The organism is Mycolicibacterium sp. 624 (assembly GCF_040548615.1).
GTDB lineage: Bacteria > Actinomycetota > Actinomycetes > Mycobacteriales > Mycobacteriaceae > Mycobacterium.
Genome location: NZ_JBEPRZ010000007.1, coordinates 349,307 through 372,206, shown reverse-complemented (window position 1 = coordinate 372,206; position 22,900 = coordinate 349,307). Strand labels below are relative to the sequence as shown.

The 22,900-nt window shown below is 69.1% G+C and carries 21 protein-coding genes; 11 read left to right on the top strand and 10 right to left on the bottom strand.

Going from position 1 to position 22,900, the window contains the following annotated elements:
* Positions 1-24: 24 nt before the first annotated feature.
* Entirely contained in the window at positions 25-1,119 is a 1,095-nt protein-coding gene (locus ABIA65_RS26580; RefSeq protein ID WP_241400371.1) for a potassium channel family protein, read from the bottom strand.
* 45 nt (positions 1,120-1,164) lie between these two features.
* On the opposite strand from ABIA65_RS26580, the gene ABIA65_RS26575 reads away from it, so the two are divergent.
* Positions 1,165-1,566 (top strand): DoxX family protein, encoded by a 402-nt coding sequence (locus ABIA65_RS26575; RefSeq protein WP_241400372.1) that lies wholly within the window; start codon positions 1,165-1,167, stop codon positions 1,564-1,566.
* A 22-nt stretch (positions 1,567-1,588) separates the two neighbouring features.
* On the opposite strand, the gene ABIA65_RS26570 is transcribed toward ABIA65_RS26575, so the two are convergent.
* Both ABIA65_RS26570 and ABIA65_RS26565 read right to left on the bottom strand, forming a co-directional pair.
* A complete protein-coding gene (locus ABIA65_RS26570) occupies positions 1,589-4,846 on the bottom strand; it encodes an ATP-dependent helicase (protein WP_354525401.1) in 3,258 nt (1,085 codons plus the stop codon).
* Positions 4,843-7,989 carry a PD-(D/E)XK nuclease family protein gene (locus ABIA65_RS26565; protein WP_354525400.1) on the bottom strand — a complete coding sequence of 1,049 codons (3,147 nt, stop codon included), beginning with the start codon at positions 7,987-7,989 and terminating at the stop codon, positions 4,843-4,845. The genes ABIA65_RS26570 and ABIA65_RS26565 overlap by 4 nt, the downstream gene beginning before the upstream one ends.
* 62 nt (positions 7,990-8,051) lie before the next feature.
* On the opposite strand from ABIA65_RS26565, the gene ABIA65_RS26560 reads away from it, so the two are divergent.
* Both ABIA65_RS26560 and ABIA65_RS26555 read left to right on the top strand, forming a co-directional pair.
* Positions 8,052-8,834 (top strand): alpha/beta fold hydrolase, encoded by a 783-nt coding sequence (locus tag ABIA65_RS26560; RefSeq protein WP_354525399.1) that lies wholly within the window; start codon positions 8,052-8,054, stop codon positions 8,832-8,834.
* 1 nt (position 8,835) lies between these two features.
* Entirely contained in the window at positions 8,836-9,132 is a 297-nt protein-coding gene (locus tag ABIA65_RS26555; protein ID WP_241400376.1) for an MGMT family protein, read from the top strand.
* Positions 9,133-9,136: 4 nt separating this feature from the next.
* Here ABIA65_RS26555 and ABIA65_RS26550 read toward each other — a convergent pair whose 3' ends face one another.
* From ABIA65_RS26550 to ABIA65_RS26540, 3 genes are all read right to left on the bottom strand, one after another.
* A complete protein-coding gene (locus ABIA65_RS26550; RefSeq protein WP_241400377.1) occupies positions 9,137-9,991 on the bottom strand; it encodes a TIGR02569 family protein in 855 nt (284 codons plus the stop codon).
* A gap of 37 nt (positions 9,992-10,028) precedes the next feature.
* On the bottom strand, positions 10,029-11,210 hold the full coding sequence (gene moeZ, locus ABIA65_RS26545; RefSeq protein WP_241405783.1) for an adenylyltransferase/sulfurtransferase MoeZ: 1,182 nt from the start codon (positions 11,208-11,210) through the stop codon (positions 10,029-10,031).
* A 114-nt stretch (positions 11,211-11,324) separates the two neighbouring features.
* A complete protein-coding gene (locus ABIA65_RS26540) occupies positions 11,325-12,359 on the bottom strand; it encodes a DUF3152 domain-containing protein (RefSeq protein ID WP_241400378.1) in 1,035 nt (344 codons plus the stop codon).
* 195 nt (positions 12,360-12,554) lie between these two features.
* Between ABIA65_RS26540 and fasR the strand changes: the two genes are divergently transcribed.
* Entirely contained in the window at positions 12,555-13,238 is a 684-nt protein-coding gene (fasR, locus tag ABIA65_RS26535) for an HTH-type transcriptional activator FasR (protein WP_241400379.1), read from the top strand.
* A gap of 3 nt (positions 13,239-13,241) precedes the next feature.
* On the opposite strand, the gene ABIA65_RS26530 is transcribed toward fasR, so the two are convergent.
* A complete protein-coding gene (locus ABIA65_RS26530) occupies positions 13,242-13,499 on the bottom strand; it encodes a DUF3107 domain-containing protein (protein WP_241400380.1) in 258 nt (85 codons plus the stop codon).
* A gap of 266 nt (positions 13,500-13,765) precedes the next feature.
* Between ABIA65_RS26530 and ABIA65_RS26525 the strand changes: the two genes are divergently transcribed.
* Positions 13,766-14,698, top strand: a complete 933-nt coding sequence (locus ABIA65_RS26525; protein WP_354525398.1) for a hypothetical protein — start codon at positions 13,766-13,768, stop codon at positions 14,696-14,698.
* Positions 14,699-14,737: 39 nt separating this feature from the next.
* Here ABIA65_RS26525 and ABIA65_RS26520 read toward each other — a convergent pair whose 3' ends face one another.
* The gene (locus ABIA65_RS26520) at positions 14,738-15,442 is read right to left on the bottom strand and encodes a ferritin-like fold-containing protein (protein ID WP_241400382.1); all 705 of its coding nucleotides are present in this window, start codon (positions 15,440-15,442) and stop codon (positions 14,738-14,740) included.
* Between the two features lie 233 nt (positions 15,443-15,675).
* Here ABIA65_RS26520 and ABIA65_RS26515 point away from each other — a divergent pair, with 233 nt between their 5' ends.
* A complete protein-coding gene (locus ABIA65_RS26515; protein ID WP_241400383.1) occupies positions 15,676-17,208 on the top strand; it encodes a DEAD/DEAH box helicase in 1,533 nt (510 codons plus the stop codon).
* A gap of 13 nt (positions 17,209-17,221) precedes the next feature.
* A complete protein-coding gene (locus ABIA65_RS26510; protein WP_241400384.1) occupies positions 17,222-18,436 on the top strand; it encodes an Rv3212 family protein in 1,215 nt (404 codons plus the stop codon).
* A gap of 10 nt (positions 18,437-18,446) precedes the next feature.
* Here the strand turns inward: ABIA65_RS26510 and ABIA65_RS26505 are convergent, their stop codons facing one another.
* Positions 18,447-19,250, bottom strand: coding sequence for a ParA family protein (locus ABIA65_RS26505; protein WP_354525397.1), 804 nt, complete (start codon positions 19,248-19,250; stop codon positions 18,447-18,449).
* A gap of 46 nt (positions 19,251-19,296) precedes the next feature.
* Between ABIA65_RS26505 and ABIA65_RS26500 the strand changes: the two genes are divergently transcribed.
* Genes ABIA65_RS26500 through ABIA65_RS26490 form a run of 3 tightly spaced genes read left to right on the top strand, consistent with a single transcriptional unit; the run spans position 19,297 to position 21,475 of the window.
* Complete coding sequence (locus ABIA65_RS26500) at positions 19,297-19,908, top strand: acid phosphatase (RefSeq protein ID WP_354525396.1); 612 nt, start codon at positions 19,297-19,299, stop codon at positions 19,906-19,908.
* Positions 19,905-21,005 (top strand): isochorismate synthase, encoded by a 1,101-nt coding sequence (locus tag ABIA65_RS26495; RefSeq protein ID WP_354525432.1) that lies wholly within the window; start codon positions 19,905-19,907, stop codon positions 21,003-21,005. The genes ABIA65_RS26500 and ABIA65_RS26495 overlap by 4 nt, the downstream gene beginning before the upstream one ends.
* Positions 20,996-21,475, top strand: coding sequence for a GNAT family N-acetyltransferase (locus ABIA65_RS26490; protein ID WP_354525395.1), 480 nt, complete (start codon positions 20,996-20,998; stop codon positions 21,473-21,475). The genes ABIA65_RS26495 and ABIA65_RS26490 overlap by 10 nt, the downstream gene beginning before the upstream one ends.
* Here ABIA65_RS26490 and ABIA65_RS26485 read toward each other — a convergent pair.
* Complete coding sequence (locus ABIA65_RS26485; protein ID WP_241400388.1) at positions 21,430-21,852, bottom strand: hypothetical protein; 423 nt, start codon at positions 21,850-21,852, stop codon at positions 21,430-21,432. The genes ABIA65_RS26490 and ABIA65_RS26485 overlap by 46 nt on opposite strands.
* Positions 21,853-21,904: 52 nt before the next feature.
* On the opposite strand from ABIA65_RS26485, the gene ABIA65_RS26480 reads away from it, so the two are divergent.
* Positions 21,905-22,873 (top strand): diacylglycerol/lipid kinase family protein, encoded by a 969-nt coding sequence (locus ABIA65_RS26480; RefSeq protein WP_241400389.1) that lies wholly within the window; start codon positions 21,905-21,907, stop codon positions 22,871-22,873.
* Positions 22,874-22,900 lie beyond the last annotated feature (27 nt).

The window sequence follows — 22,900 nt, the reverse complement described above, 5'->3', positions numbered from 1 at the left end:
CGCTTTGTTCCCGTCATGGCCTGCTCAGTGGTCCGAGTCCGCGGTCTTGACCACCAGGAGCCGATCACCGAATTCGACGGCGTCGACCTTCGGATCGTCGACGTGGATCAGCTTGCCGTCGCGCACCACTCCCAACACGATGTCGCGCATGTGCCGCGGCGACGCCCCAACGTCCTTGGCCTCGACGGGGCGCTCGCTGATCGCGAAGCCCGCCTCCGGCGTCAGCAGGTCCTCCATGACCTCGACAACGCTCGGAGTCTTCTTGGCGATACCCAACAGGCGGCCCGCGGTCTCGGAGGTGACCACGGTGGTGTCGGCGCCGGACTGCTGCAGCAGATGCTGGTTCTCCGCCTCGCGCACGGCGGCGATGATCTTGGCCTTCGGCGCCAGTTCACGCGCGGTCAGCGTGACCAGGACCGCCGTGTCGTCCCGGTTGGTGGCGACGATGATGGTCTCGGCGTGCTGTGCGCTGGCCAGCCGCAGCACCTCGCTGTCGGTGGCGGTGCCGCGCACGGTCACCAGACCGGCGCCCTTGGCGCGTTCCAGCGAGGCCGCGTCCTCGTCGACGACGACGATGTCCTTGGTCAGGGCCCCGTCGCTGATCATCGCGGCCACGGCCGTTCTTCCCTTGGTGCCGTAGCCGACGACGACGGTGTGATTGCGCACGGACTTCCTCCAACGCTGGATCTTGAGTGCCTGGCGCGACTGCGTGGTCAGCGTCTCGACGGTGGTACCGATGAGCACGATCAGGAACGCGACCCGCAACGGCGTGATCACCAGGACGTTGACCAGCCGCGCGGACGGGGTGACCGGGGTGATGTCGCCGTAGCCGGTGGTCGAGAGCGAGACCGTGGCGTAGTACAGGCAGTCCAGGAACGACAGCGGGTCGTTGGCGTCCGGGGCGCTCTCGATATCGCGGTAGCCGTGCCGGTCGAGGTACACGATCAGCACCGCTGCGAACAGCGCGCCGAGCGCGTAGACGACACGCATGGCGATCCTGCGCGCCGGACTGACGAACGGCTCGGGGATGTTGAGGATCTCGACGAGGTCGGAGTCCGGCCGCGACGTCAGGTTCTGGTCGAGCCTCGCCAGTCGGCGACGCAACCTACCCTTGGCCACGAGGACCCACCATCGCGCTGTGGCTTAGCACAGCACAATGTAACCATGACCTCACTCACACCATCGCTCGGCGACACCCCCAGCCAGCTTCCCGCCCAACGCATGGGCGCAATGCTCATCGGCATGGGGGCGCTGCACTTCGTCGCGCCGAAGCCGTTCGACACCATCGTTCCCGCCGAATTGCCCGGCGGGGCGCGGTTCTACACCCATGCATCGGGCGTCGCCGAGGTGGCGACCGGCGCCCTGCTGCTCGTACCGCGCACGCGTCGCATCGGTGCGGCCGCGGCCGTGGCGCTGTTTCTCGCCGTCTACCCGGCGAACATCAACAGCATCCGGGTGTTCTGGAACAAGGGTTGGCCGGCCCGCATCGCGATGATCGCGCGGCTACCCCTGCAGTTCCCGATGATCACCCAGGCGCTCAAGGCCTACCGCAACGCACCTCGCTAGACGCCTGCGCTAGGGCAGGACGCTAGGGGACGACGAGCAGCGCGGCGAGTTCGTCGGCGTCGGGCAGCGCCTCCGGTTCCACCGTCCTGCCACTGCGCACGTAGTGGAACGCCGCGCGCACCGACTCTGGTGCCACGCCGTGCGTGGCGGCCCAGGCGAGTCGGTACACAGCGAGCTGAACGGCGTTGTGCCGTAGCTCCTCCTCGGATCCAGGCGGGTCACCCGTCTTCCAGTCCACCACGGTGAAGCCACCGTCCTCGTCGAGGAACACCGCGTCGATGCGGCCACGCACCACCGTCGCGCCGATCACCATGTCGAAGGGAACCTCGACGTCCGTCGGTGTGCGTGCGGCCCACGCCGACAGTGTGAACGCGGCCTGCAGTTCGGCCAGTTGCTCCGCCTCGGCGCGGCCCAGTTCGCCGTCCACCGCGCCGGGCAGATCCTCGAGGTCGAACAACCGCTCGGCGCGGAAGAACCGCTGCACCCAGTCGTGGAACGCGGTGCCCAGCAAGGCATGTGGATCGGGCCGACTCGGTACCCGACGCTGCAGTCGGCGCAGGGCCCCGTCCTGATCACGTCCGACGTCCACCAGCGCACTGACGGAGAGTTGAGCGGGCAGCGCCGGCGGGGGTCGATGCGCCGCTCTCTCACGCTCGGCGAGCAGCGCGTCGACATCGGCCGCCCACCCGTCGAGGTCCTCAACGTGCCCGGCCTCCTCGCGCGCGACGTCCGGGAGTTCGCCCGATATGGCGCGGTCGACCAGGTCCGCACCGATCTCGAGCCCATCCGATCCGACGGGTCCGGCCGGCCACTGCCGTTCGACGACCTGGTCGCGCAACGGGTTCGGCTCGCCATCGGCGGGCTGCGGTTCCCAGTGCTCGATGACACCGCACGGGGTGCCGTCGCGGTCTGCGGCCTCGATGACGTCCTTGATCTCGAGCAGGAAGTCCGACGGGCCCCGCGGCTTGGACTCGGTGGCACCCCAGTGGTGACCCGACAGCAGCAGGGTGTCCTCGGCACGTGTCAGCGCCACGTAGAGCAGGCGACGCTCCTCGTCTGTGCGCCGCTGGTCGAGGGTGCGCTTGTGACTGGTGATGGTGTCCGACAACGCCTTCCGATCGTTGACGTCGGTGGTGTCCAAGACGGGCACACCGTGCTCGGACAGCGTCGCACGGTCCCCTCTGAGCAGTGGCGGAAGGTCACCGGCATCGCTCAGCCAGGTCCTCGCCAGGGCCGTCGAGGGGAACACCCGGGCGCTCAGATGCGGCACGGCGACGAACTGCCACTCCAGCCCCTTAGCGGCGTGCACCGTGAGAATCTGCACCCGGTCCCGAGCGACGACGATATCCGCGGGCGCCAGACCGTTCTCCACATCCATCGCGACATCGAGGTAGGCCAGCAGTGCGGCGACCGTCGTCGCGGACCGCGCCCCGAATCCGGCCACCACGTCCGCGAACGCGTCGAGGTGCTCAGCGCCGGTCCACCCTGCCGAGATGGGCTGCACGGCGCGAACTTCCGCGTCAACTCCCAGAATCCGGCGGACCTCGGCGATGAGATCGGGAAGCGGATGGTGCAGTTGCCCTCGCAGCACCGTCAGCTCGCGGCTGAGCGCGACGATGCGCCGGAACCCCTCGGCCGAGTAGCGCTCGGCGCGACCCGGGTCGCTGATGGCGTCTGCCAGGCTTGCCCGGTCCGCGTCGGGAGCGGCCTCCGCGACGATCTGCTCCACCGACCCGATCTGGGCGCCATGGTCGGCGCGGTCGAGTTCAACCGCGCGCCGCCACAGCGCAGCCAGGTCTGCGGCACCCAGTCGCCACCGCGGCCCGGTCAGCACCCGCACCGCGGCGGTGCCCGCGGTGGGATCGGCGGTCAGTCGCAGCATCGCCACCACGTCGGCCACCTCGGGCACGGCGAGCAGACCGGCCAGACCGACCACCTCGACGGGTACGCCCCGCGCGGTCAACGCATCGGCCATGGGCACGGCATCGGCGTTGCGGCGCACCAGCACCGCCGCGGTGGGCGCGGCGTCGCCAGTCTCCCTGGCATCGTGGTAGACCCTCGCCAATTGGTCTGCCACCCAATCGCGTTCGACGGACACATCGGCGTGCAGGGCGCACCGAATGGCACCCGTGGGTGCGTCGGGCCGCGGCAGCAGTTCACGCACCGACACCGAGCGCCGGCGAGCCTCGGCGGAGACCGCGTTGGCCAGGTGCAGCGCGCCGGGCGGATTGCGCCAACTGGTGCGCAGCTCCAGCGTGGGCGCGGGCGTGCCGTCGGAGCGCGGGAAGTCGGTGGTGAACCGCGGCAGGTTCGTGGCCGAGGCGCCACGCCAGCCGTAGATGGACTGGATCGGATCGCCGACCGAGGTGAGCGCCAGCTGATCGTCGACACCGCCACCGAACAGCGCCGAGAGCGCCACGCGTTGAGCGTGTCCGGTGTCCTGGTACTCGTCGAGCAGCACGACCCGGTAGCGCGCCCGCAGTTCGGTCCCGACCTGGGGGAACCCCGCCGCGAGGCGCGCCGCGGCGGCCATCTGCATGCCGAAGTCCATGACGTTGTCGGCGCGCATCCGCGCGTGCAGCGCATCGATGAGCGGGATCAGATCGGTGCGCTCGGTCTGGGTGGCCAGCATCTTGAGCAGCGACTGGTTGGGGCCGGTGTCGCGCTGCCGCGGACCCGGAGGCAGGGTGTGCACCAGCCGTTCCAGCTCCAGGTGGGTGTCGCGCAGCTGGGCGGTGTCGACGAGGTGTTCGGCCAGCTGCCCCGACAGTCGCAGCACCATCGCGGTGATGGCCGCGGGCGACTTCTCCGTCTCCAGCTCACCGGGATGCTCGCACACCACCCGAAACGCCAACTGCCACAGCTCAGTTTCGCTGATCAGGCGGGTACTCGGCTCGACCGGCAGCAGCAGTCCGTGCTCGCGTAGCAGCGTGCCGGCGAAGGCGTGATAGGTGCTCACGGTCGCGTGCTCGTCGGCGCCCGCCCCACCGGGAACCAGGCCCGCGCCCGCCAGCCGGGCCAGGCGAGTCCGCACCCGCCTCAGCAGCTGACTGGCGGCCTTTCGTGTGAAGGTCAGGCCGAGCACCTCACCCGGCGTGGCGTAGCCGTTGGCCACCAGCCAGACGACCCGCGCCGCCATGGTCTCGGTCTTGCCTGCGCCCGCACCGGCGATCACGACGAGCGGCCCTGGCGGTGCGGCGATGACGGCCGCCTGCTCCTCGGTGGGCGCGAAGATGCCCAGCGCGTCGGCGAGTTCGAACGGGCTGAAGCGCGGCGTCACTCCCGGCCCTCCACCGCGGCGCGGGCCGGACACATCGCCCGCGCCGGGCAGTGCGCACAGCCATCGTTCACGCGGGCGACGAAGTGCGGCCCCTTGGTCGCAGCGGCGGCATCCTGCACGGACTCCTGCCACTGTGCTCGGCCATCATCGGACATCGGATCCTGATCGCGCTCGGCGGGCCCCGACGCTCCGATCTTGCCGAGGTAGACCAGGCGTCCCCCGCCGGCCTGATCACCTTCCGGGAGCAAGCCTTCCGCGATGGCCAGCTGATAGGTCGCCAGCTGCGCGTGACGTTGCGCATCGTCCTTGCTGACCGGGGACTTGCCGGTCTTGACGTCGACGACGACGAGCCGGTCCTCGGCGTCGCGTTCCAGCCGATCGACGCGGCCACGGACCCGCACCGCCGGCCCGGACCCGTCGGCATCGGCGATGACACCGTCCACGTCGACCTCGGTGCCGACCTCGGTGAGCTCACCGCGGGTGCGGGCGTGCCACTGCGTGAATGCCGACAGCATCTCGCGGTGCCGCCCGAGTTCGTTGTCGGAGTACCACTGCGCCTCGAACGGCAGCGACGACCACAGGGTCTCCAACTCGGTGCGCATCTGGTCCTCGCTCCTGGTCGTATCGGAAACCAGGGCGTGCACAACCGACCCGAGCGCCGACCGCACGTCGCGCCCGTCCTGCCCACCGTGTCGTTCCAGCAGCCAGCGTAATGGGCAGTCGGTGAGGGTCTGCAGCGTCGACGGTGACAGCGTCACGACGTGGTCCTCGCCGTCCCACAGCGGGGCGTCGGTCGAAAGTGAGGTGGCGGCCTGCCACTGCGCGGGGCCCGCTCCCGGCAGGCCTGCCTCCGCGAGGCGAGCCAGTTGCGTTGCGGCACAGGCACGGGAATGCGCGTCCACGGCGTCGGCCGGTGCACACGTCACGGCACGTAGCCTGCCGATGAGCGCCGCGGGAGCCAGCACCCGGGGTGCGCGCACCGGTTCGGCGTCGACGTCCGGGCGTTCGGTGGCCAGCGCGATGAGCTCGTCGCAGAACGACGACGGCAGCATCGCCTCATCGCCCTCGTCGCTGTCGACCGCGGTGACCAGGACGTGGCTACGGGCCCGTCCCAGGGCGGCCACCAGCAGTCGGCGTTCCTCGGCGAGCAGCGGCGCGGTGGCCGACACCCGGGTCGCGGGCCGCTCCTCGCCCGCATCGAGCACACCGTCGAGGATGTCGACGAGCCGTTGGGTCCCGAGCACCCCGCCGCGTGGAACGGTGTTGGGCCACAGCCCCTCCTGCAGTCCGGCGATGACCACGAACTCCCACTCGCGGCCCAGCGCCGAGTGCGCGCTCAGCATCGCGACCGTTTCACCCGAGCCGCCGTCGTCACGGACGGGGGCGGGCAGAGACATCGCTCGGACGTGATCGACGAGGCCGGTGACCGAGGCTCCCGTGGTGCGCGTGACGTACTGCTCGGCAACGTCGAACAGTGCCGTGACGACGTCAAGGTCGCGGCCAGCCTGCGCGCCCGCGGCCGTCCGGCGTTCGACCGCGGTGAGCCACCGGCGCTGCAGACCACAGTGATGCCAGGCCTGCCACAGCACGAACCGCGGATCCTGCCCCGCGCGGTCACTGCGCCTGGCCGCGGCCAGGACTGCGCGCACCCGCTGTACCGGACGGGCGAGTTGATCGGGCAGATCGGGAGCGTGCTGGTCGAGGGCGGCCACCAGCAGCTCGCCGAAGTCGCGGGGCGGCGTGTGGTTGTCGGCGCGGCGCAGCGTACGGCGCAGCTGTCGCAGCGACACCGGGTCGACGCGGCCGATCGGGCCGGTCAGCAGGGCCAGCGCCGCATCGCCGTCGAGCCCGCCCGCGACGGTGTCGAGCACCGTCAGGAGCGCGGCCACCGTCGGGTGCTCAGACAGCGGAACGGACGTGGTCACCTGTTCCACGGGTACCCCGGCAGCGGTCAGCGCCCGCGCCAGCGCTGCCCCCGCCCGCGGAACCGATCGCACGATCACCGCCATCTGTGACCACGGCACGCCGTCGACCAGATGCGCGCGACGGAGAGCATCGGCCACGATGCCGGACTCGGCGTGTGCGGTCGCCGCGATACGCACCGCGACCGAGCCGCTGCGGTCCTCGGCTGCGGTGAGTTGTCTGCCCTCGTCAACGCCGGGCAGGCGAGCGGCGATACCCGTCACCGCCCGGGCGATCGCGGGTGCGCAGCGATGCGACTCGGTGAGCACGATGGCGGGATCGGCACCGACGTCGAGCAGCGCGGGATCGGCGCCGCGGTAGCCGAACACCGACTGGTTGGGATCGCCTGCGATGACGGTGAGTTCGGCGCCCGCAGCCAGGACGCGCACCAGCAGGGCTGCCTGCGGGTCGAGGTGCTGCGCGTCGTCGACGAGCAGCAGCCGGATCCTGCCCCGCTCGGTGGCGAGCAGCTCAGCGTCGGCCGCGAAGGCGTCCAAAGCCGCACCGACCAGTTCGGCCGCCCCGAGCGCCGGAACCGTGGCCTGCGGCGCCGCCATGCCGACGGCCGAGCGCAAGAGCATGATCTGCTCGTAGGTCTGGGCGAACTGACCCGCGGCCACCCACTCGGGCCGGCCGGCCCGCCTGCCCAGACGCTGCAGCGCAATGGGATCGACACCGCGCTCGGTGCACCGTGACAGCAGGTCGCGCAGTTCAGTGGCGAAACCCAGGGTGCCCAGCGCGGGGCGCAATGTCGCGGGCCAGTCGACGGAGGCCGAGTCGCCGTCCTCGACATCGCCTGCCAACATCTCTCGGATCACGCCGTCCTGCTCGGCGCTGGTGATGAGCCGCGGCGGCGGATCGCCGTTGCGCTGCGCCGCCAGCCGAAGCACCGCGAACGCGTAGGAGTGCACGGTACGCACGAGCGGCTCACGCACCGCCGTTCGACCGCCGCCGCCCAGCAGCGCGGCCGTCACCGCGGCGCGGGCGGTGGCGCCGAGCCTGGCCGAACCCGTCAGCAGCAGAACGCCTTCCGGTTCGGTGCCCGCACCGATGTGTGTCGCCGCCGTGCCGACCAGCAGCGAACTCTTACCGGTGCCGGGGCCGCCGAGGATCCGCACGGTGCCGCGCAGACCGGGATCGGCCAACGCGTCGGGCGTCAGGGCGGTGTGGGAGGCGTGCACGAGGAAATGACACCACGGGGGTCCGACAATCTCGCTTCGGTGCAGGCTGGCAGCATCGAGGGGTGACCACGCCCCTGCACGCCTACCACTTCGGACCCGCCGACGAGGTCCGGGTGCTTCTCATCCACGGCCTGACAGGCCACGGGCGGCGCTGGGAGAGCCTGGCCGACACGCACCTACCGGACGTCGGCGTGCTGGCCCCCGACCTGCTGGGCCACGGCCGCTCGTCATGGGATGCGCCGTGGACGATCGACGCCAACGTCGCCGGGCTGGCCGCCCTGCTCGAGACCCGGGCATCAGGTCCGGTGGTGGTGGTCGGGCACTCCTTCGGCGGGGCGATAGCGCTGAATCTCACTGCCACACGACCCGATCTGGTCGGCGCCCTGGTGCTGCTGGACCCCGCCGTTGGCCTGGACGGCCGGTGGATGCGCGAGATCGCCGATGACATGTACGCCTCCCCCGACTACACCGACCGCGATGAGGCGCGCGCCGAGAAGGTGGACGGCTCATGGGGTGAGGTCGCGCCGACAGAACTCGACCGCGAACTCGACGAGCATCTGATCGACCTTCCGAACGGACGCGTCGGCTGGCGCCTCAGCGTGCCCGCGATGCTGTCCTACTGGAGTGAGCTGACCCGACCGGCCATGCTGCCGCGGCACGGCACTCCGATGACACTCGTCCGGGCGAAGCGCACCGCACCGCCATATGCAGGAGACGAGTTGATCGCCACGCTGGACGGGGCTGTGGGCTCGGGTTTCACACTGCTGGAATGGGATTGCGACCACATGGTCCCGCTGGCACTGCCAGCCGAGACGGCGACGCTGATCCGCGAGCACCTGGGCTGATATGGCCGCGATCACCGACGAGCAGATCGAGCAGGTCCGCGCGCTGGTCGCGTCGATCCCGGCGGGCCGGGTGTCGACGTACGGTGACATCGCGGACGCGGCAGGGCTTTCCAGTCCGCGGATCGTCGGGTGGATCATGCGCACCGACTCCTCGGACCTGCCGTGGCACCGGGTCATCACCGCGTCGGGCAGACCGGCGCCACATCTGAGCACCCGGCAGCTGGAGCTGCTGCGCGCCGAGGGTGTGCTCGCCCACGACGGCCGGGTGCCGTTGCGCGACGTCCGCCATGAGTTCTGACGGTCTACAACACCAATCGGACGAGTGCCGCGGTGCGGGCGAGGCCCGGGAACGCCGCCGCCGTCGAACGCGGGTGCAGCGCATGAACGGCGAGTCGGAACATCAATGCACGCAACAACATCTGCGGCCACTCCGGTAGCGGTGACCACCGCTCCACCAGACCGTCGTCGGCCTCACCCCAGGCCAGCGCGTCGACCACGACGACACCGGCCGCCCAGGACGCCGGCCGCCAGTACGGCGTGATGTCGGTGATGCCGGGGGCTGCGGTGCCGGCGAAGAGCACCGTGCCGTAAAGGTCCCCGTGCACGAGCTGGCTCGGCGCGCGGGTGGGCTTGCGCAGCGCGGCGAGCGCCTTGATGAGTTCGACGGACCGCTGCCCGTCCGCCGATCCCGGTGCCACCTGCGCGCCGGGGGGCAGCGCGTGCAGCGGACGGTCCTCCCATGCGGCGCGATCGGCGGCGATGAACACATCGACCTCGGTCCACGGCACCGCAGGCGGCTGGGTCAGGAACCGTGGGCGTTCGAGTTTCGCCGTCGCCTCGTGCAGACGCACCGCGGCCGAGACGACCTCGTCGTGGCGGGGCTCGGGGCTGCCGGTCACGAATGTGTCGGCGCGCCACCCGGCGACGACGTACCGGCCGTCGGTGGAGCGGACCGGACGCGCCAGCCGCACGCCGTCAACGAACAGGGTTTCGCGGACCTTGGCCGACCATGCGGCGCGGGCGGGCTCGGCGACCATGGACAGCACGACCTCGCCGCAGCGCCAGCCTCCCTCCCAACTCATACCGAGTGGGACCGGCCGAAGCCCGGTTAGGCCGAACGCCGTCAGCACATGATCGGGCGGGCCGTCGACAGTCACAGGGGTCAGCCTAGGCCGTTGACCGGCTAACTCGCGGTCAGTACATCACCATGTCGGGTTCGAGTTGCCGCGCCCATGCCACGATTCCGCCCTGCAGGTGCAGCGCATCGGTGAAACCGGCCTTCTTCACGGCAGCTAGCGCCTCGGCCGACCGGATGCCGGTCTTGCAGTAGAGGACTGGGACTCGATCGTGTGGCAGCCGAGCCAGGCCTTCGCCAGCCTCGATCGCCGACTTCGGAATGAGTTCGGCGCCCTCGATGTGATTGATATCCCATTCGACGCGCTCACGCACGTCGATGAGTGCCACCTTCTTGCCCGAGTCCATCAGATCGCGCAACTCGCGCGGGGTGATGGTGGAGTCGGAGGCGGCCTCGGCGGCCGCATCCGAGACGACCCCGCAGAACGCCTCGTAGTCGATGAGTTCGGTGATCTTGGGCGTCGCCGGATCCTTGCGGATGTTGATCGTGCGGTACGTCATGTCCAGCGCGTCATAGACCATCAACCGGCCCAGCAGCGGTTCGCCGATACCGGTGATCAGCTTGATGGCCTCGGTGCCCATCACCGAGGCGATCGAGGCGCACAGGATGCCCAGCACCCCGCCCTCGGCACACGAGGGCACCATTCCCGGCGGTGGCGGCTCGGGATAGAGGTCGCGGTAGTTGAGTCCCTGCTTCTCTCCGGTGGGTCCGTCGGGGGCGTCCTCCCAGAACACCGAGACCTGGCCCTCGAACCGGTAGATCGAGCCCCACACATACGGCTTGCCCGCCAGTACCGCGGCATCGTTGACCAGATAGCGCGTCGCGAAGTTGTCGGTGCCGTCCAGGATCAGGTCGTACTGGGAGAACAGTTCGACGGCGTTCTCCGGCTCCAGCCGGACCTCGTGCAGCCGCACCTCGACCAGCGGGTTGATCTCCTTGACGGAGTCGCGGGCACTCTGAGCCTTGGACCGGCCGATATCGGACTGGCCGTGAATGATCTGGCGCTGCAGGTTGGATTCGTCGACCACGTCGAAATCGACGATGCCGATGGTGCCGACACCGGCGGCGGCCAGGTACAGCAGGGTGGGCGACCCGAGGCCGCCGGCGCCGATCACCAGGACGCGAGCGTTCTTCAGCCGTTTCTGCCCGTCCACGCCGAGGTCGGGAATGATCAGGTGACGGCTGTAGCGCGCGACCTCTTCGCGGGTCAGCTCTGCCGCGGGTTGCACCAGCGGCGGCAGCGATGTGGACACCGGAAACTCCTTGTATCGAAGTCACAAACCTGATGACCATCACACCAGGCATTGACCTTCAACGGTAATCGCATGGCAGACCTTCCCGGGGGATCGGGTCGATCAGGCGATGGGATAGGGCCACGGGTTGAAACGGCACGTCTTGCCGTCAGCCGGGACCGAGCCCGGGTCGAACTTGGCACCGTCATCGTTGCTGGTGGAGAACGTCTGCTGCATCATCACCGGGGCCAGCCCGCCGTCGGCACCACAGGGTTCGTGCTGCTGATATCCGATGGCGTGGCCGACCTCGTGGTTGATCAGGTACTGCCGGTAGGAGCCGATGTCACCCTGGAAGGGCACGGCGCCGCGCACCCACCGCGCCTCGTTGAGGAAGACGCGGGGTTGTGACTGCAGGTAGGCCGGGTTGTAGCACGACGCCTCCAGCGGAATGTCGTACCCGCAGCCCTCCCGCACGGTGATTGGCGAGGTCAGCGAGACGCGGAAGTCCGGCTCACCCGGGTGGCTCGCATCCACCCGCTCGAAGGAGAACTGCGGGTTGTGCGTCCAACTCTTGGGATTGGCCAACGTCTCGCTGACCATTCGCGCGATCGCCTCGTCGCCACCGATCGACGCCGTGTCGATACCGTCCTCGACCTCGACGGTGTAGGTGAAGGCCCGTGTCGTGCCCTCGCCCACCCGAGGCGAGGTACCCGGCACGACATGCCAGGTCTTGGCGCCGGCCTCGGTGAACGGCCCTCCGTCGGGCAGGATGCCGGTCGGCAGATTGGCGTCGAACTGGGTCAGCCCCTTCGGCGGTGCGCCGACGATCGCGGTGCTGGCCGTGTCGAATGTCGGCGGCCCCTGCAGCGGGCCCTCCGCCTCCGCGTTCTCGACCGCCGGCGGAGCGGTGATGGTCTGGTAGAGGACCACGACGGTCAGCAGCGCGAGAACCGGCAGTGCATAGGCACGCCAGCCGTAGGTGGAGATGAAGCGGCCCAGCCACGTCTGCTTGCGCAGCTGCTGATGCTCGTCGCGGTTTGAGCGAACGCGTCCGGAGTCGCCGGCGACCGGGTCGCGCTGGGCGCGCAGCGGCTCTCGCCACTCGTTGCGCACGGCGGGGGCGCGACCGCCCCCGCGACGCCCCGGGTCGTAGGTCACCGAACCAGAATGGCACAGACCAGGAGACAGATGGCTTCGGCGCGCCACCCCGGTGGCGCCACGGTGGTAGTTCACGCGATGGTCCGCGCGGGGGTAGTAGTGTCGGAGCGATGATCGGGCAGGTCTAGGGCCCACCGATCATGGACCAACCAAACCAACCACGGGCACGTCCAGTGGCCGCAGATTGAGGACGTGATGAGCGATCTCGCCAACACCGCCGAGAGGAGATCCTCGCAACCCGGCAACGGTGACGGTGCGAGCCGACCCCCGAGCGGTAATCGGCGCGGCAACCGGCTGCCGCGCGACGAACGTCGCGGTCAGCTGCTCATCGCCGCCAGCGAGGTCTTCGTCGACCGCGGCTATCACGCCGCGGGTATGGACGAAATCGCCGATCGCGCCGGCGTCAGCAAACCGGTTCTCTACCAACACTTCTCGTCGAAGCTCGAGCTGTACCTCGCGGTGCTGCAGCGCCACGTCGACAACCTGGTGTCCGGCGTGCGGCAGGCGCTGCGCACCACCACCGACAATCGCCAACGCCTCCACGCGGCGGTTGGCGCGTTCTTCGACTTCATCGAGCACGACGGTCAGGGCTACCGGCTGATCTTCGAGAACGATTACGTCACCGAACCGCAGGTCGCCGCGCAGGTCCGCACGGCCACTGAGTCCTGCACGGATGCGGTATTCGACTTGATCAGCAGCGATTCGGGCCTCGAGGCCCATCGCGCCAGGATGATCGCCGTCGGACTGGTCTCAATCAGCGTCGACTGCGCCCGCTACTGGCTCAACAGCGACCGGCCGATCTCCAAGAACGCCGCGGTCGAGGGCACGGTGCAGTTCGCCTGGGGCGGACTGTCACACGTGCCACTCACCCGCTCTTGAGCGCTACTCGCCCTTGACGGCCTCGGCGCCAACGACGCCGACACCAAAGCCGACCCGGCGCGAGTCCGCGACACCGATCTCGACGTAGTTGATCTTCGAGGTCTGGACGAGAAAACGCCGACCCTTGTCATCGGTCAGGCTCAACACGCCGGAGTCCTTGCCCAGCGCATCAGTAATCGCCGTCTCCACCTCACTGGGTGTCTGCGCGCTGCTGAATACCAGCTCGCGCGCACTGTCGGCAACACCGATCTTTACCTCCACCGCTGAACCCTTCCGTTCGAATGCGTTGTCTGCCGAGAAGGCTAGTGGACGAACGGGATCCTCGGCGCCCCGGTGGCTTCGCGCTCCGCGAACACCCCCTCATCCGCTGATCCGGGGCCCGACCCACGGCCCGTCCGGCACCCCGAGCCAACTGAGTCCGGACCGTGACCTCGGCGCAGGCGCGTCAACCTCAGGCGTCACTTCTGTCTCGTTAGCATCAGACAAAGCAACGATCCCACCAGGACGAGCCAACCCCGGGAAGGGCCATGAGCAGGTCATATCCACCGCGCACACGCCGTTCGACCACCGCGTCACGCTCCACGTCACACGCGTCCTCACGGTCGACGCCCCAGCAGCTCGACCAGCGGTATGGCGACTACGGCAGCTCGCCCGGCGGCTCAGGTGACAGCGCGTACGGGTCGTATGGCTCGTACGGGTCCTACAGCTCGCGATATGGCCGTTCCGAGCAGACCACACAGCTGATCGACGAGAGCCGCTACGCAGGGCCCGGCGCCGACCCGGCCTACGACGATCGCCGCGGCGCCTCATACGACGACGCCTATGGCGACACGTATGACGACGGTTACGACGATTCCGAGATCTACGAGTACTACGAGCCCATCGACCGCCGGTGGATCTGGGTAGCCGGGGTGGCCGGCGCCATCCTGCTCATCGCGGTTATCTGCACAGTGGTCATCCTCGGTGGGGGCGACAGCGGCGCAGTGTCAGCGACGGTCAATCCGCCTGCGGCCACCACCAGCGCGCCCGCGACGTCGACCGGACTCCCGGAGCCCTCGTTCTCGACCGCGCGCCCCGCGCCCAGCGCCTCGCTACCGCTCGAGACCATCACCACCGTCGCACCGACACCTTCGGCGACCCTGGCACCGACACCGGCACCCGCTCCGGCTCCGGCCATCGCAGCGCCGGTGCCCAACGCCGTGACCTACTCGGTCACCGGGAATCGCTCGCTGATCGACTTGGTCACGGTGATCTACACCGACCAGCAGGGCGCGTTGCAGACCGACCTCAACGTGGCGCTGCCGTGGCACAAGACCGTGATCCTCGATCCCGGCGTCACCCTGAGCTCGGTGACCGCGACCAGCATCACCGGCCAGTTGAACTGCTCGATCGCCGACGGGGCTGGCGCGGTGATCGCGGCGCAGAACAACAACTCGATGATCGCCACCTGCACCAGGTAGCGCTTTGTCAGCGCGTTGAGATCGCGCTGCGCGTTGAGATCACGCCAAGCCGAGTTCGCGCACCCGGGTGTTGTGGGTGTTCTGCAACCGATCGAAGAACTCGCTCATTTGGCCGAGACCCTCGCCACTGGACACGACGAGATCGACCAGTTCGTCGTGGTCGGCGAGGACGAACTGCGCTTGTGTGATCGCCTCACCGAGAAGACGGCGTGACCACAGCGCCAGCCGGTGCCGTTGCTTGTCGCTGGCGGTCACCGCTGCCTTCACCTCGGCGACCACGAACTGCGAATGCCCGGTCTCCGCGAGCACCAAGCGCACGACGTCAGACACCTCGGCGGGCAGCGTGTCGGCGATCTCGAGGTAGAAGTCAGCGGCGAGCGCATCGCCGATGTAGGTCTTGACCAACGCCTCGAGCCACGTGCTCGGAGTGGTCAATCGGTGGTAATTCTCAAGCGCCGGTGCATATTTCGTCATCTCGCGCACCACGTCGACACCGCGGCGCTCCAGCGCGTCGCGCAGCACCTCGTAGTGGTTCATCTCCGCGGCGGCCATGCTCGCCATGTTGATGCGGCCCGCGAGATTCGGCGCCATCCGCGCCTCATCGGTCAACCGGTAGAACGCCGCCACCTCGCCGTAGGCGAGCAGCGCGAAGAGTTCGGTGACGCCCGGATGCAGCGCCGAAACACCCGAATCATTGGAGTCTGCCGCCTGCTCTGGTGTCGCCGCGGGCTGCGTCGGAGTCATGCGCCAACTGTAGACGGCGGCGCCGGACGGGACGGATCGCGAACGCGACCAGCTATGATGTAGGCGGAAGCGACCTGCGAAGCGCGGGACGCGACCAAAGAAATGTGCGTGCACGCAGTTGGCCCGCCTCCCTCAGGCCAGGGCCCCGGTGCTCCTTCGTCGAAACTCGTGCGCGCGTGAACACCCCGCGAGGACTTACGAGTTTTGACCCCGAAAGGCTCTGTCGAACACCCATGACTGAAACCACACCAGAAACACCGGAAACCACGCCGGACACCACACCCGAATCCCAAGCATCCTTTGCCGACCTCGGCGTCCGCGAGGAGATTGTCCGGGCCCTGGCCGAAGACGGCAAGGAACACCCCTTTGCCATCCAGGAACTCACCATGCCCATGGCGCTCGCGGGCGACGACCTCATCGGTCAGGCCCGCACCGGTATGGGCAAGACCCTTGCGTTCGGTGTGCCGATGCTCCAGCGCATCACCACCGACACCAACCGCGAACTGAGCGGCATCCCGCGAGCGCTGGTCGTCGTTCCCACCCGTGAACTCTGTTTGCAGGTCTACGAGGACATCGCCGGGGCCGCCAAGTACCTCCGCGCCGGTGACCGCAAGCTGTCCGTCACCTCCATCTACGGCGGGCGCCCCTACGAGGCCCAGATCGAGGCCCTGCAGAGGGGCGTCGACGTCGTCATCGGCACCCCCGGCCGCCTGCTCGACCTGGCCCAACAGGGCCACCTGCAGCTCGGCGGGCTGAGCATGCTGGTACTCGACGAGGCCGACGAGATGCTGGACCTGGGCTTCCTGCCCGACATCGAGCGGATCCTCAAGCAGATCCCCGCCGAGCGTCAGGCCATGCTGTTCTCGGCGACGATGCCCGACCCGATCATCACGCTGGCACGCACCTTCATGAACCAGCCGACGCACATTCGTGCCGAGGCGCCGCACTCGGCGGCCACCCACGACAGCACCGAGCAGTTCGCCTACCGCGCCCACGCGCTGGACAAGGTCGAGATGGTCAGCCGCATCCTGCAGGCCGACGGCCGTGGCGCGACCATGATCTTCACCCGCACCAAGCGCACCGCCCAGAAGGTCGCCGACGAACTCGCCGAGCGCGGGTTCAAGGTCGGCGCGGTGCACGGTGACCTCGGCCAGGGCGCCCGCGAGAAGGCACTCAAGTCGTTCCGCACCGGTGAGGTCGACGTACTCGTCGCCACCGACGTCGCCGCCCGCGGTATCGACATCGACGACATCACGCACGTCATCAACTACCAGATTCCCGAGGACGAGCAGGCCTACGTGCACCGCATCGGCCGCACCGGGCGCGCAGGCAAGACCGGTATCGCGGTCACACTGGTCGACTGGGACGAGCTGCCCCGCTGGACGATGATCGACAAGGCACTGGGCCTGAACAACCCCGACCCCGTCGAGACCTACTCCAGCTCGGAGCACCTGTACACCGAGCTGAAGATTCCCGCCGACGCGACCGGATCGATCGGCAAGGCGACGCGCGCGACCGACAGGCCCAAGCGCGAGCCCCGCGAGCGCGACGCGGCCGCCGAGAGGCCCGCACGCAACCGCGACCGCACCCGTCAGCGCACCCGCGCGGGCAAGACCGCATCGGGTCACGTCGAGCAGGCGGAGGCCTCCGGTGACGGCGCGCCCGCAGCCGAGTCATCCGACGAGTCGGCAGCCGGTGCCAGCCGCAGCAGTGGCCGCCGCAGGCGTCGCCGTCGCAGCAACGCCGCCGCGCCAAGCGCCGGCTAGCGCGCACTGACCGATGGTCAAACCGGAACGACGCACGAGAGGTGACGTGCTGGCGGCCGTCGCGATTGCCGCGGTGATCGCCATCGCCGCGGGAATGATCTGGTGGACCAGCGACGCGCGGGCCACCGAGAGCCGCCCGGCCGCCTCCGCGGTGCCCGCGCTCAAGTCAGCCCGCGACGTACCGACCACCCTGCGGCAGGCTTGGACTGCGGCCAGCCCACGGACAACCCAGCCGGTGCTGGCGGGCGGGTCAGTGGTGACCGGTGACGGACGCCAGGTGGACGGGCGCGACCCCGCCACCGGAGACGTGCTGTGGAGTTACTCCCGTGGCGCCGACCTGTGCGGTGTGACGTCGGTGTACCAGAACGCGGTGGCGGTCTACCCCGACGACCGCGGCTGCGGTCAGGTCACCACCATCAACGGTAAAACCGGCCGCCGCGATGCCACCCGCACCGCCTACGCCGACCCCGAGGTCAGACTGTCATCCGACGGCACCACGGTGCTGTCGGCCGGCGACAACCGGCTTGAGCTGTGGCGGTCCGACATGGTCCGGATGATCAGCTACGGCGAGCTCGACGCCCGGATCAAGCCCAACGTGCCTGCCCAGCCCCTGTGCCGTCTGGCCTCGGTGGCAGCCAGCTCCTCTGCCGTATCGGTGATCGAGGACTGCCCCCGGGAGACCGACATGCGACTGACGCTGTTGCGGCCCGCCGACGAGGAAGATCAGCCCGAGACGAAGACCGTGCCGTTGCCCGGTGTCCCGGTCGACTCCAACGCCCAGGTGATCGCCGTGTCGGAGACGCTGACGGCCGTCTACCTGCCGACGCCGAAGCCGACGGTCAACGTCATTGACGAGACCGGCACGACCATCGCGAGCACGCTGCTGCCGAAGCCGGCCTCCCCGCAGGCCACCACCACCCGCACCGGTGACCTGATCACCTGGTGGACCGGTGACAGCGTGATGGTGTTCGACGCCAACGCCCTGCGGTACAAGTTCACCGTCAACGCCGTCGACGGACAGGCTCCCGTGGGCCCGGCGACGATGATGGCGGGCAGGCTGCTGGTGCCCGTGACCCGCGGCTACGACGTTTTCGACCCGCAGACCGGGCAGGGCGAACGTCACATCGAGCTCATCCGCCAACCGCAGCAGGATCCCGTGGTGCCCGACGTCGCGGGTGCGACGCTGCTCGAACAGCGCGGCGGCACGCTGGTGGCCCTGGTCGGCTGACCGGCGCCCGCTACACCTCCGGCGTGTATGCAGGCAACGCCTTGCCCGTCTTCCAGTGCTTGAGCAGGGAGTTGGCGAGTTCCCGATACGCATCGGAGCCCTTGTTCTTCCGCCCCGTCAGCACCGACGCGCCCGAGGCGCTGGCCTCGGCGAACCGCACCGTGCGCGGGATCGGCGGACTCAACACCACGAGGCCGTAGCGGTCGGCGACGTCGAGCAGCACATCACGACTGTGGGTGGTGCGCGAGTCGTACAGCGTGGGCAGCGCACCGAGCATCTTGAGGTCGGCGTTGGTGATCTGCTGGACGTCGTCGACGGTCCGCAGGAACTGCCCGACACCCCGGTGCGCCAACGTCTCGCACTGCAGCGGAACGATGACGTCATCGGCGGCGGTCAACCCGTTGAGCGTGAGCACGCCCAGCGACGGCGGGCAGTCGATGATCACCACGTCGAAGTCGGACGCGATCTTGGCCAGGGCCCGTTTGAGCGCGTACTCGCGTCCGGCGCGCATGAGCAGCATGGCCTCGGCGCCGGCCAGGTCGATATTGGCGGGTAGCAGCGTCATACCCTCGGCCGTCGGCACCAGGGCCGCGCCGGGCTCCACCTCCCCGAGCAGCACCTCGTGGATCGACACGGCGAGCTTGTCGGGGTCCTGGCCCAGCGAGAACGTCAGACAGCCCTGCGGGTCGAGGTCGACGAGCAACACCCGTCGACCACTCTGGACCATTGCCGCACCCAACGACGCCACCGTCGTTGTCTTGGCAACCCCACCCTTTTGATTGGCGACTGCAAGTACCCGAGTCACGTCGTCCATCCAAGCACGCAAACCCCCGGGACGGGCGTGCGGCACAATCGCGGGTGTGACTGTTGATCGGCATCGCCTGCTGCTACTGCGTCATGGCGAGACCGAATGGTCCCTCTCGGGCCGCCACACCGGACGCACCGACCTGGAGCTGACTGACGTCGGCCGCGATCAGGCCAGGCTCGCCGCCGATGCCCTGGCCGATCTGCGCCTGCGCGATCCCCTGGTGATCTGCAGCCCACGCCACCGCGCGCTGGTCACCGCCGAACTCGCAGGCCTCAGGGTCGACGAGGTCACCCCGCTGCTCTCCGAGTGGGACTACGGCGACTACGAGGGCCTGACCACACCGCAGATCCGCGAGCAGGTGCCCGATTGGCTGGTGTGGACACACGGCTGCCCGGGGGGCGAGGGCGTCGAGGAGATCACCGTGCGCGCCGACCGTGCCATCGGGCTGGCACGCGAGCACATGGTGTCCCGTGACGTCATCTTCGTCGGCCACGGCCACTTCTCCCGCGCCATGCTGGCCAGATGGGTGGAACTACCAGTGCCCCAAGGCATCCGGGTCTCAATGGTGCCCGCATCGATCGCGGTGTGTGGGCATGAGCACGGCATCCGCCAGATCAGCGCACTCGGCCTGACCGGTCACACCAACCCGTGTCTGCCCGCGTGATGGGTGAGCCGTCGTTCGTGCTCGCGGGCCCCGACGGCGCTGTCATCGCCGACGGTGTGCACTCCCCGTACCCGCGACTCGCCGACGCCAGGGCCGCGCTGGCCTCCGGTGATACTCCGATCGTGTTGGGCGCCTTGCCGTTCGACCTGAACCATCCCGCGGCCCTGATGCGACCTGAGTCGGTGCGGTTCACGACAGCGCTGCCCGACGAGTCTCACGGCGACCTCCCCAATATCCGAATCACCGGGCAGCGTCCGTCTCCCGATGTGCACCGGGCCCGAATCGCCGAGGCGTTGCGCCGCCTCGCCGATCCCGCCGACGAACTGCACAAGGTGGTGTTGGCGCGGGCGCTTGCACTCGAGGCCGACGCACCCATCGACGTTGGTGTCCTACTGCGACGACTGGCCCGAGACCACACTGCCAGTGCGTATCTCGTCGATCTGACCGCCGCCGGTGCGGCGTTCGCGGGTACGGCGCTGATCGGCGCCAGTCCGGAACTGCTGGTGGCCCGGCGCGGCGAGGTAGTCACGTGCCGACCGTTCGCGGGATCGGCGCCGCGCTCCCCCGACCCCACGACCGATGCCGCCAACGGTGCCGCGCTGGCGGCATCGGCGAAGAACCTGCACGAGCACCAACTCGTCGTCGACCAGATGCGTGAGGCGCTGGAACCACTGTGTGTCGACCTGCGCATCGCACCGCGGCCCGAGCTCAGCAGCACGTCGGCGGTGTGGCACCTGAGCACACCGATCAGCGGGCGGATCCGCGAGAAGTCCTTCACCGCATTGGATCTCGCGCTCGCCCTGCACCCGACACCCGCCGTCGGCGGGGTGCCCTCGACTGCCGCGGCGGCGTTGATCAACCAGCTGGAGGGCGATCGGGGTTTCTACGCCGGGGCGGTAGGTTGGTGCGATGCGGGCGGTGACGGCAAGTGGGTGGTGTCGATCCGGTGTGCCGAACTGTCGGCCGACCGGGGCACGGCCATCGCGCGTGCCGGCGGGGGCATCGTCGCCGAGTCCGATCCCGACGACGAGGTCGCCGAGACCATCACGAAGTTCAAGACCATATTGACGGCGTTGGGAGTCGAGAGATGGCACTAACCATCCGGCCGGCACGGCCAGGGGACGAGAGCGAGCTGTTCTCGATGATCCACGCGCTGGCCGCGTTCGAGAAGTCCGCCGACCAGTGCACCGTGACCGAAACTCAGCTCACCGCAGCGTTGTTCGGCGACCAACCGAGCGCGTCGGCGCACATCGCCGAGGTCGACGGCGCCCCCGCCGGATGCGCGCTGTGGTACCGCACGTTCTCCACTTGGGATGGTGTAGCGGGCATCTACCTGGAGGACCTTTTCGTGAGCCCGGAGTTCCGGCGCCACGGCGTGGCGCGCGGACTGCTGGCGACACTGGCCCGCGAATGCGCCTCGGCGGGATACACCCGACTGGAGTGGGCGGTGCTCGACTGGAACGTCAACGCCATTGCGCTGTACGACGCCGTCGGCGGCAAGCAGCAGAGCGAGTGGATCACCTATCGCGTGTCGGGCCCGGAGTTGTCGGCACTCGCCGAATCCTGACCCAGCCACTCCAACGCCGACGGGCTGAACAACAGCCCAAGGGTGAGCACGGCGGCGAGCGCGACGGGCACCGCCAGCACCCACTGCCCCGACCCGACGCCCATGTACCACGCGACCGGCAACAGCAGCAGCTGGGCGAACACCGCGATTCCGCGACCCCAGCGGCGCCCCGTCCACAGGGCCCACCCTGCCGCGAGCACGGCCGAACCCATGATGACGAACCAGCCCGCGGTACCCAGCGGGTTGAACCCCGCGATCGAGCCCGATCCGCGGAAGTACCCCACCGCTTCGACCACCGCTATCACCATCGCGGCAACGCCCTCGAGCGTCACAATCGCAGCAGCCTGACGCACCGTTGTCGGGGAGGGAACAATCACGGTGGCCAGCGTAGAGGGCTTCATCGGCGCCACTTGGATAGGCTCAGACCCCGTGCGCGCCGTCTTGATCGTCAATCCGAATGCGACTTCGACAACGCCTGCCGGGCGCGATCTGCTGGCTCACGCGCTGGAGAGCAGGGTCACCCTGACCGTCGCCCACACCGATCACCGCGGCCATGCCGTCGAGATTGCCCAACAGGCGGCCCGTGACCGCTTCGACGTCGTGATCGTGCACGGCGGCGACGGCACGGTGAACGAGGTCGTCAACGGCCTGCTCGGCGAGTGTGGCGGCCCCTGGCCTGACCCGGCCGCCCCCGGGCCCGCCGTCGGAATCGTGCCCGGTGGCTCAGCCAACGTCTTCGCCCGCGCCCTTGGCATCAGCCCCGACCCCATCGAGGCGACCAATCAGCTCGTCGACCTCCTCACGGCGCGACGCAGCGGTGCCCCGTGGCGGCGGATCGGGCTGATGGACTGCGGTGAGCGGTGGGCGGTGTTCACCGCAGGCATGGGCGTGGACGGCGACGTTGTGGCCGCCGTGGAGGCGCAGCGCGAGAAGGGGCGCAAGGTGACCGCTGCGCGCTACATCCGCGTCGCGATCCGCGAGTTCTTCACCAGTGCCCGCAAGCACCCCACCCTGACGCTGCACCTGCCGGACCGTGCTCCCGTGACGGGCGTGCACTTCGCATTCGTGTCCAACTCCAGCCCGTGGACGTATGCGAACACCCGGCCGGTGTGGACGAATCCCACGACGACCTTTGAGACCGGCCTCGGGGTGTTCGCGACGACCAGCATGAACATCTGGTCCAATCTGCGCCTGGTCGGACGAATGGTGTCCCGCAAGCCGCGCATCGAGGCACCGCATCTGGTGCGTGACGACGACCTGCCGTGGATCGAGGTGACGGCCGACACTCCTGCGGCATGTCAGATCGACGGTGATTACGTCGGACTGCGCGAAAGGATGCGATTCGTGTCGGTGCCGGATGCGTTGGCCGTCGTCGCTCCCCCGGCGAAAAGCCCATGACCTGCGGATTCACTCTCAAAGGAACCG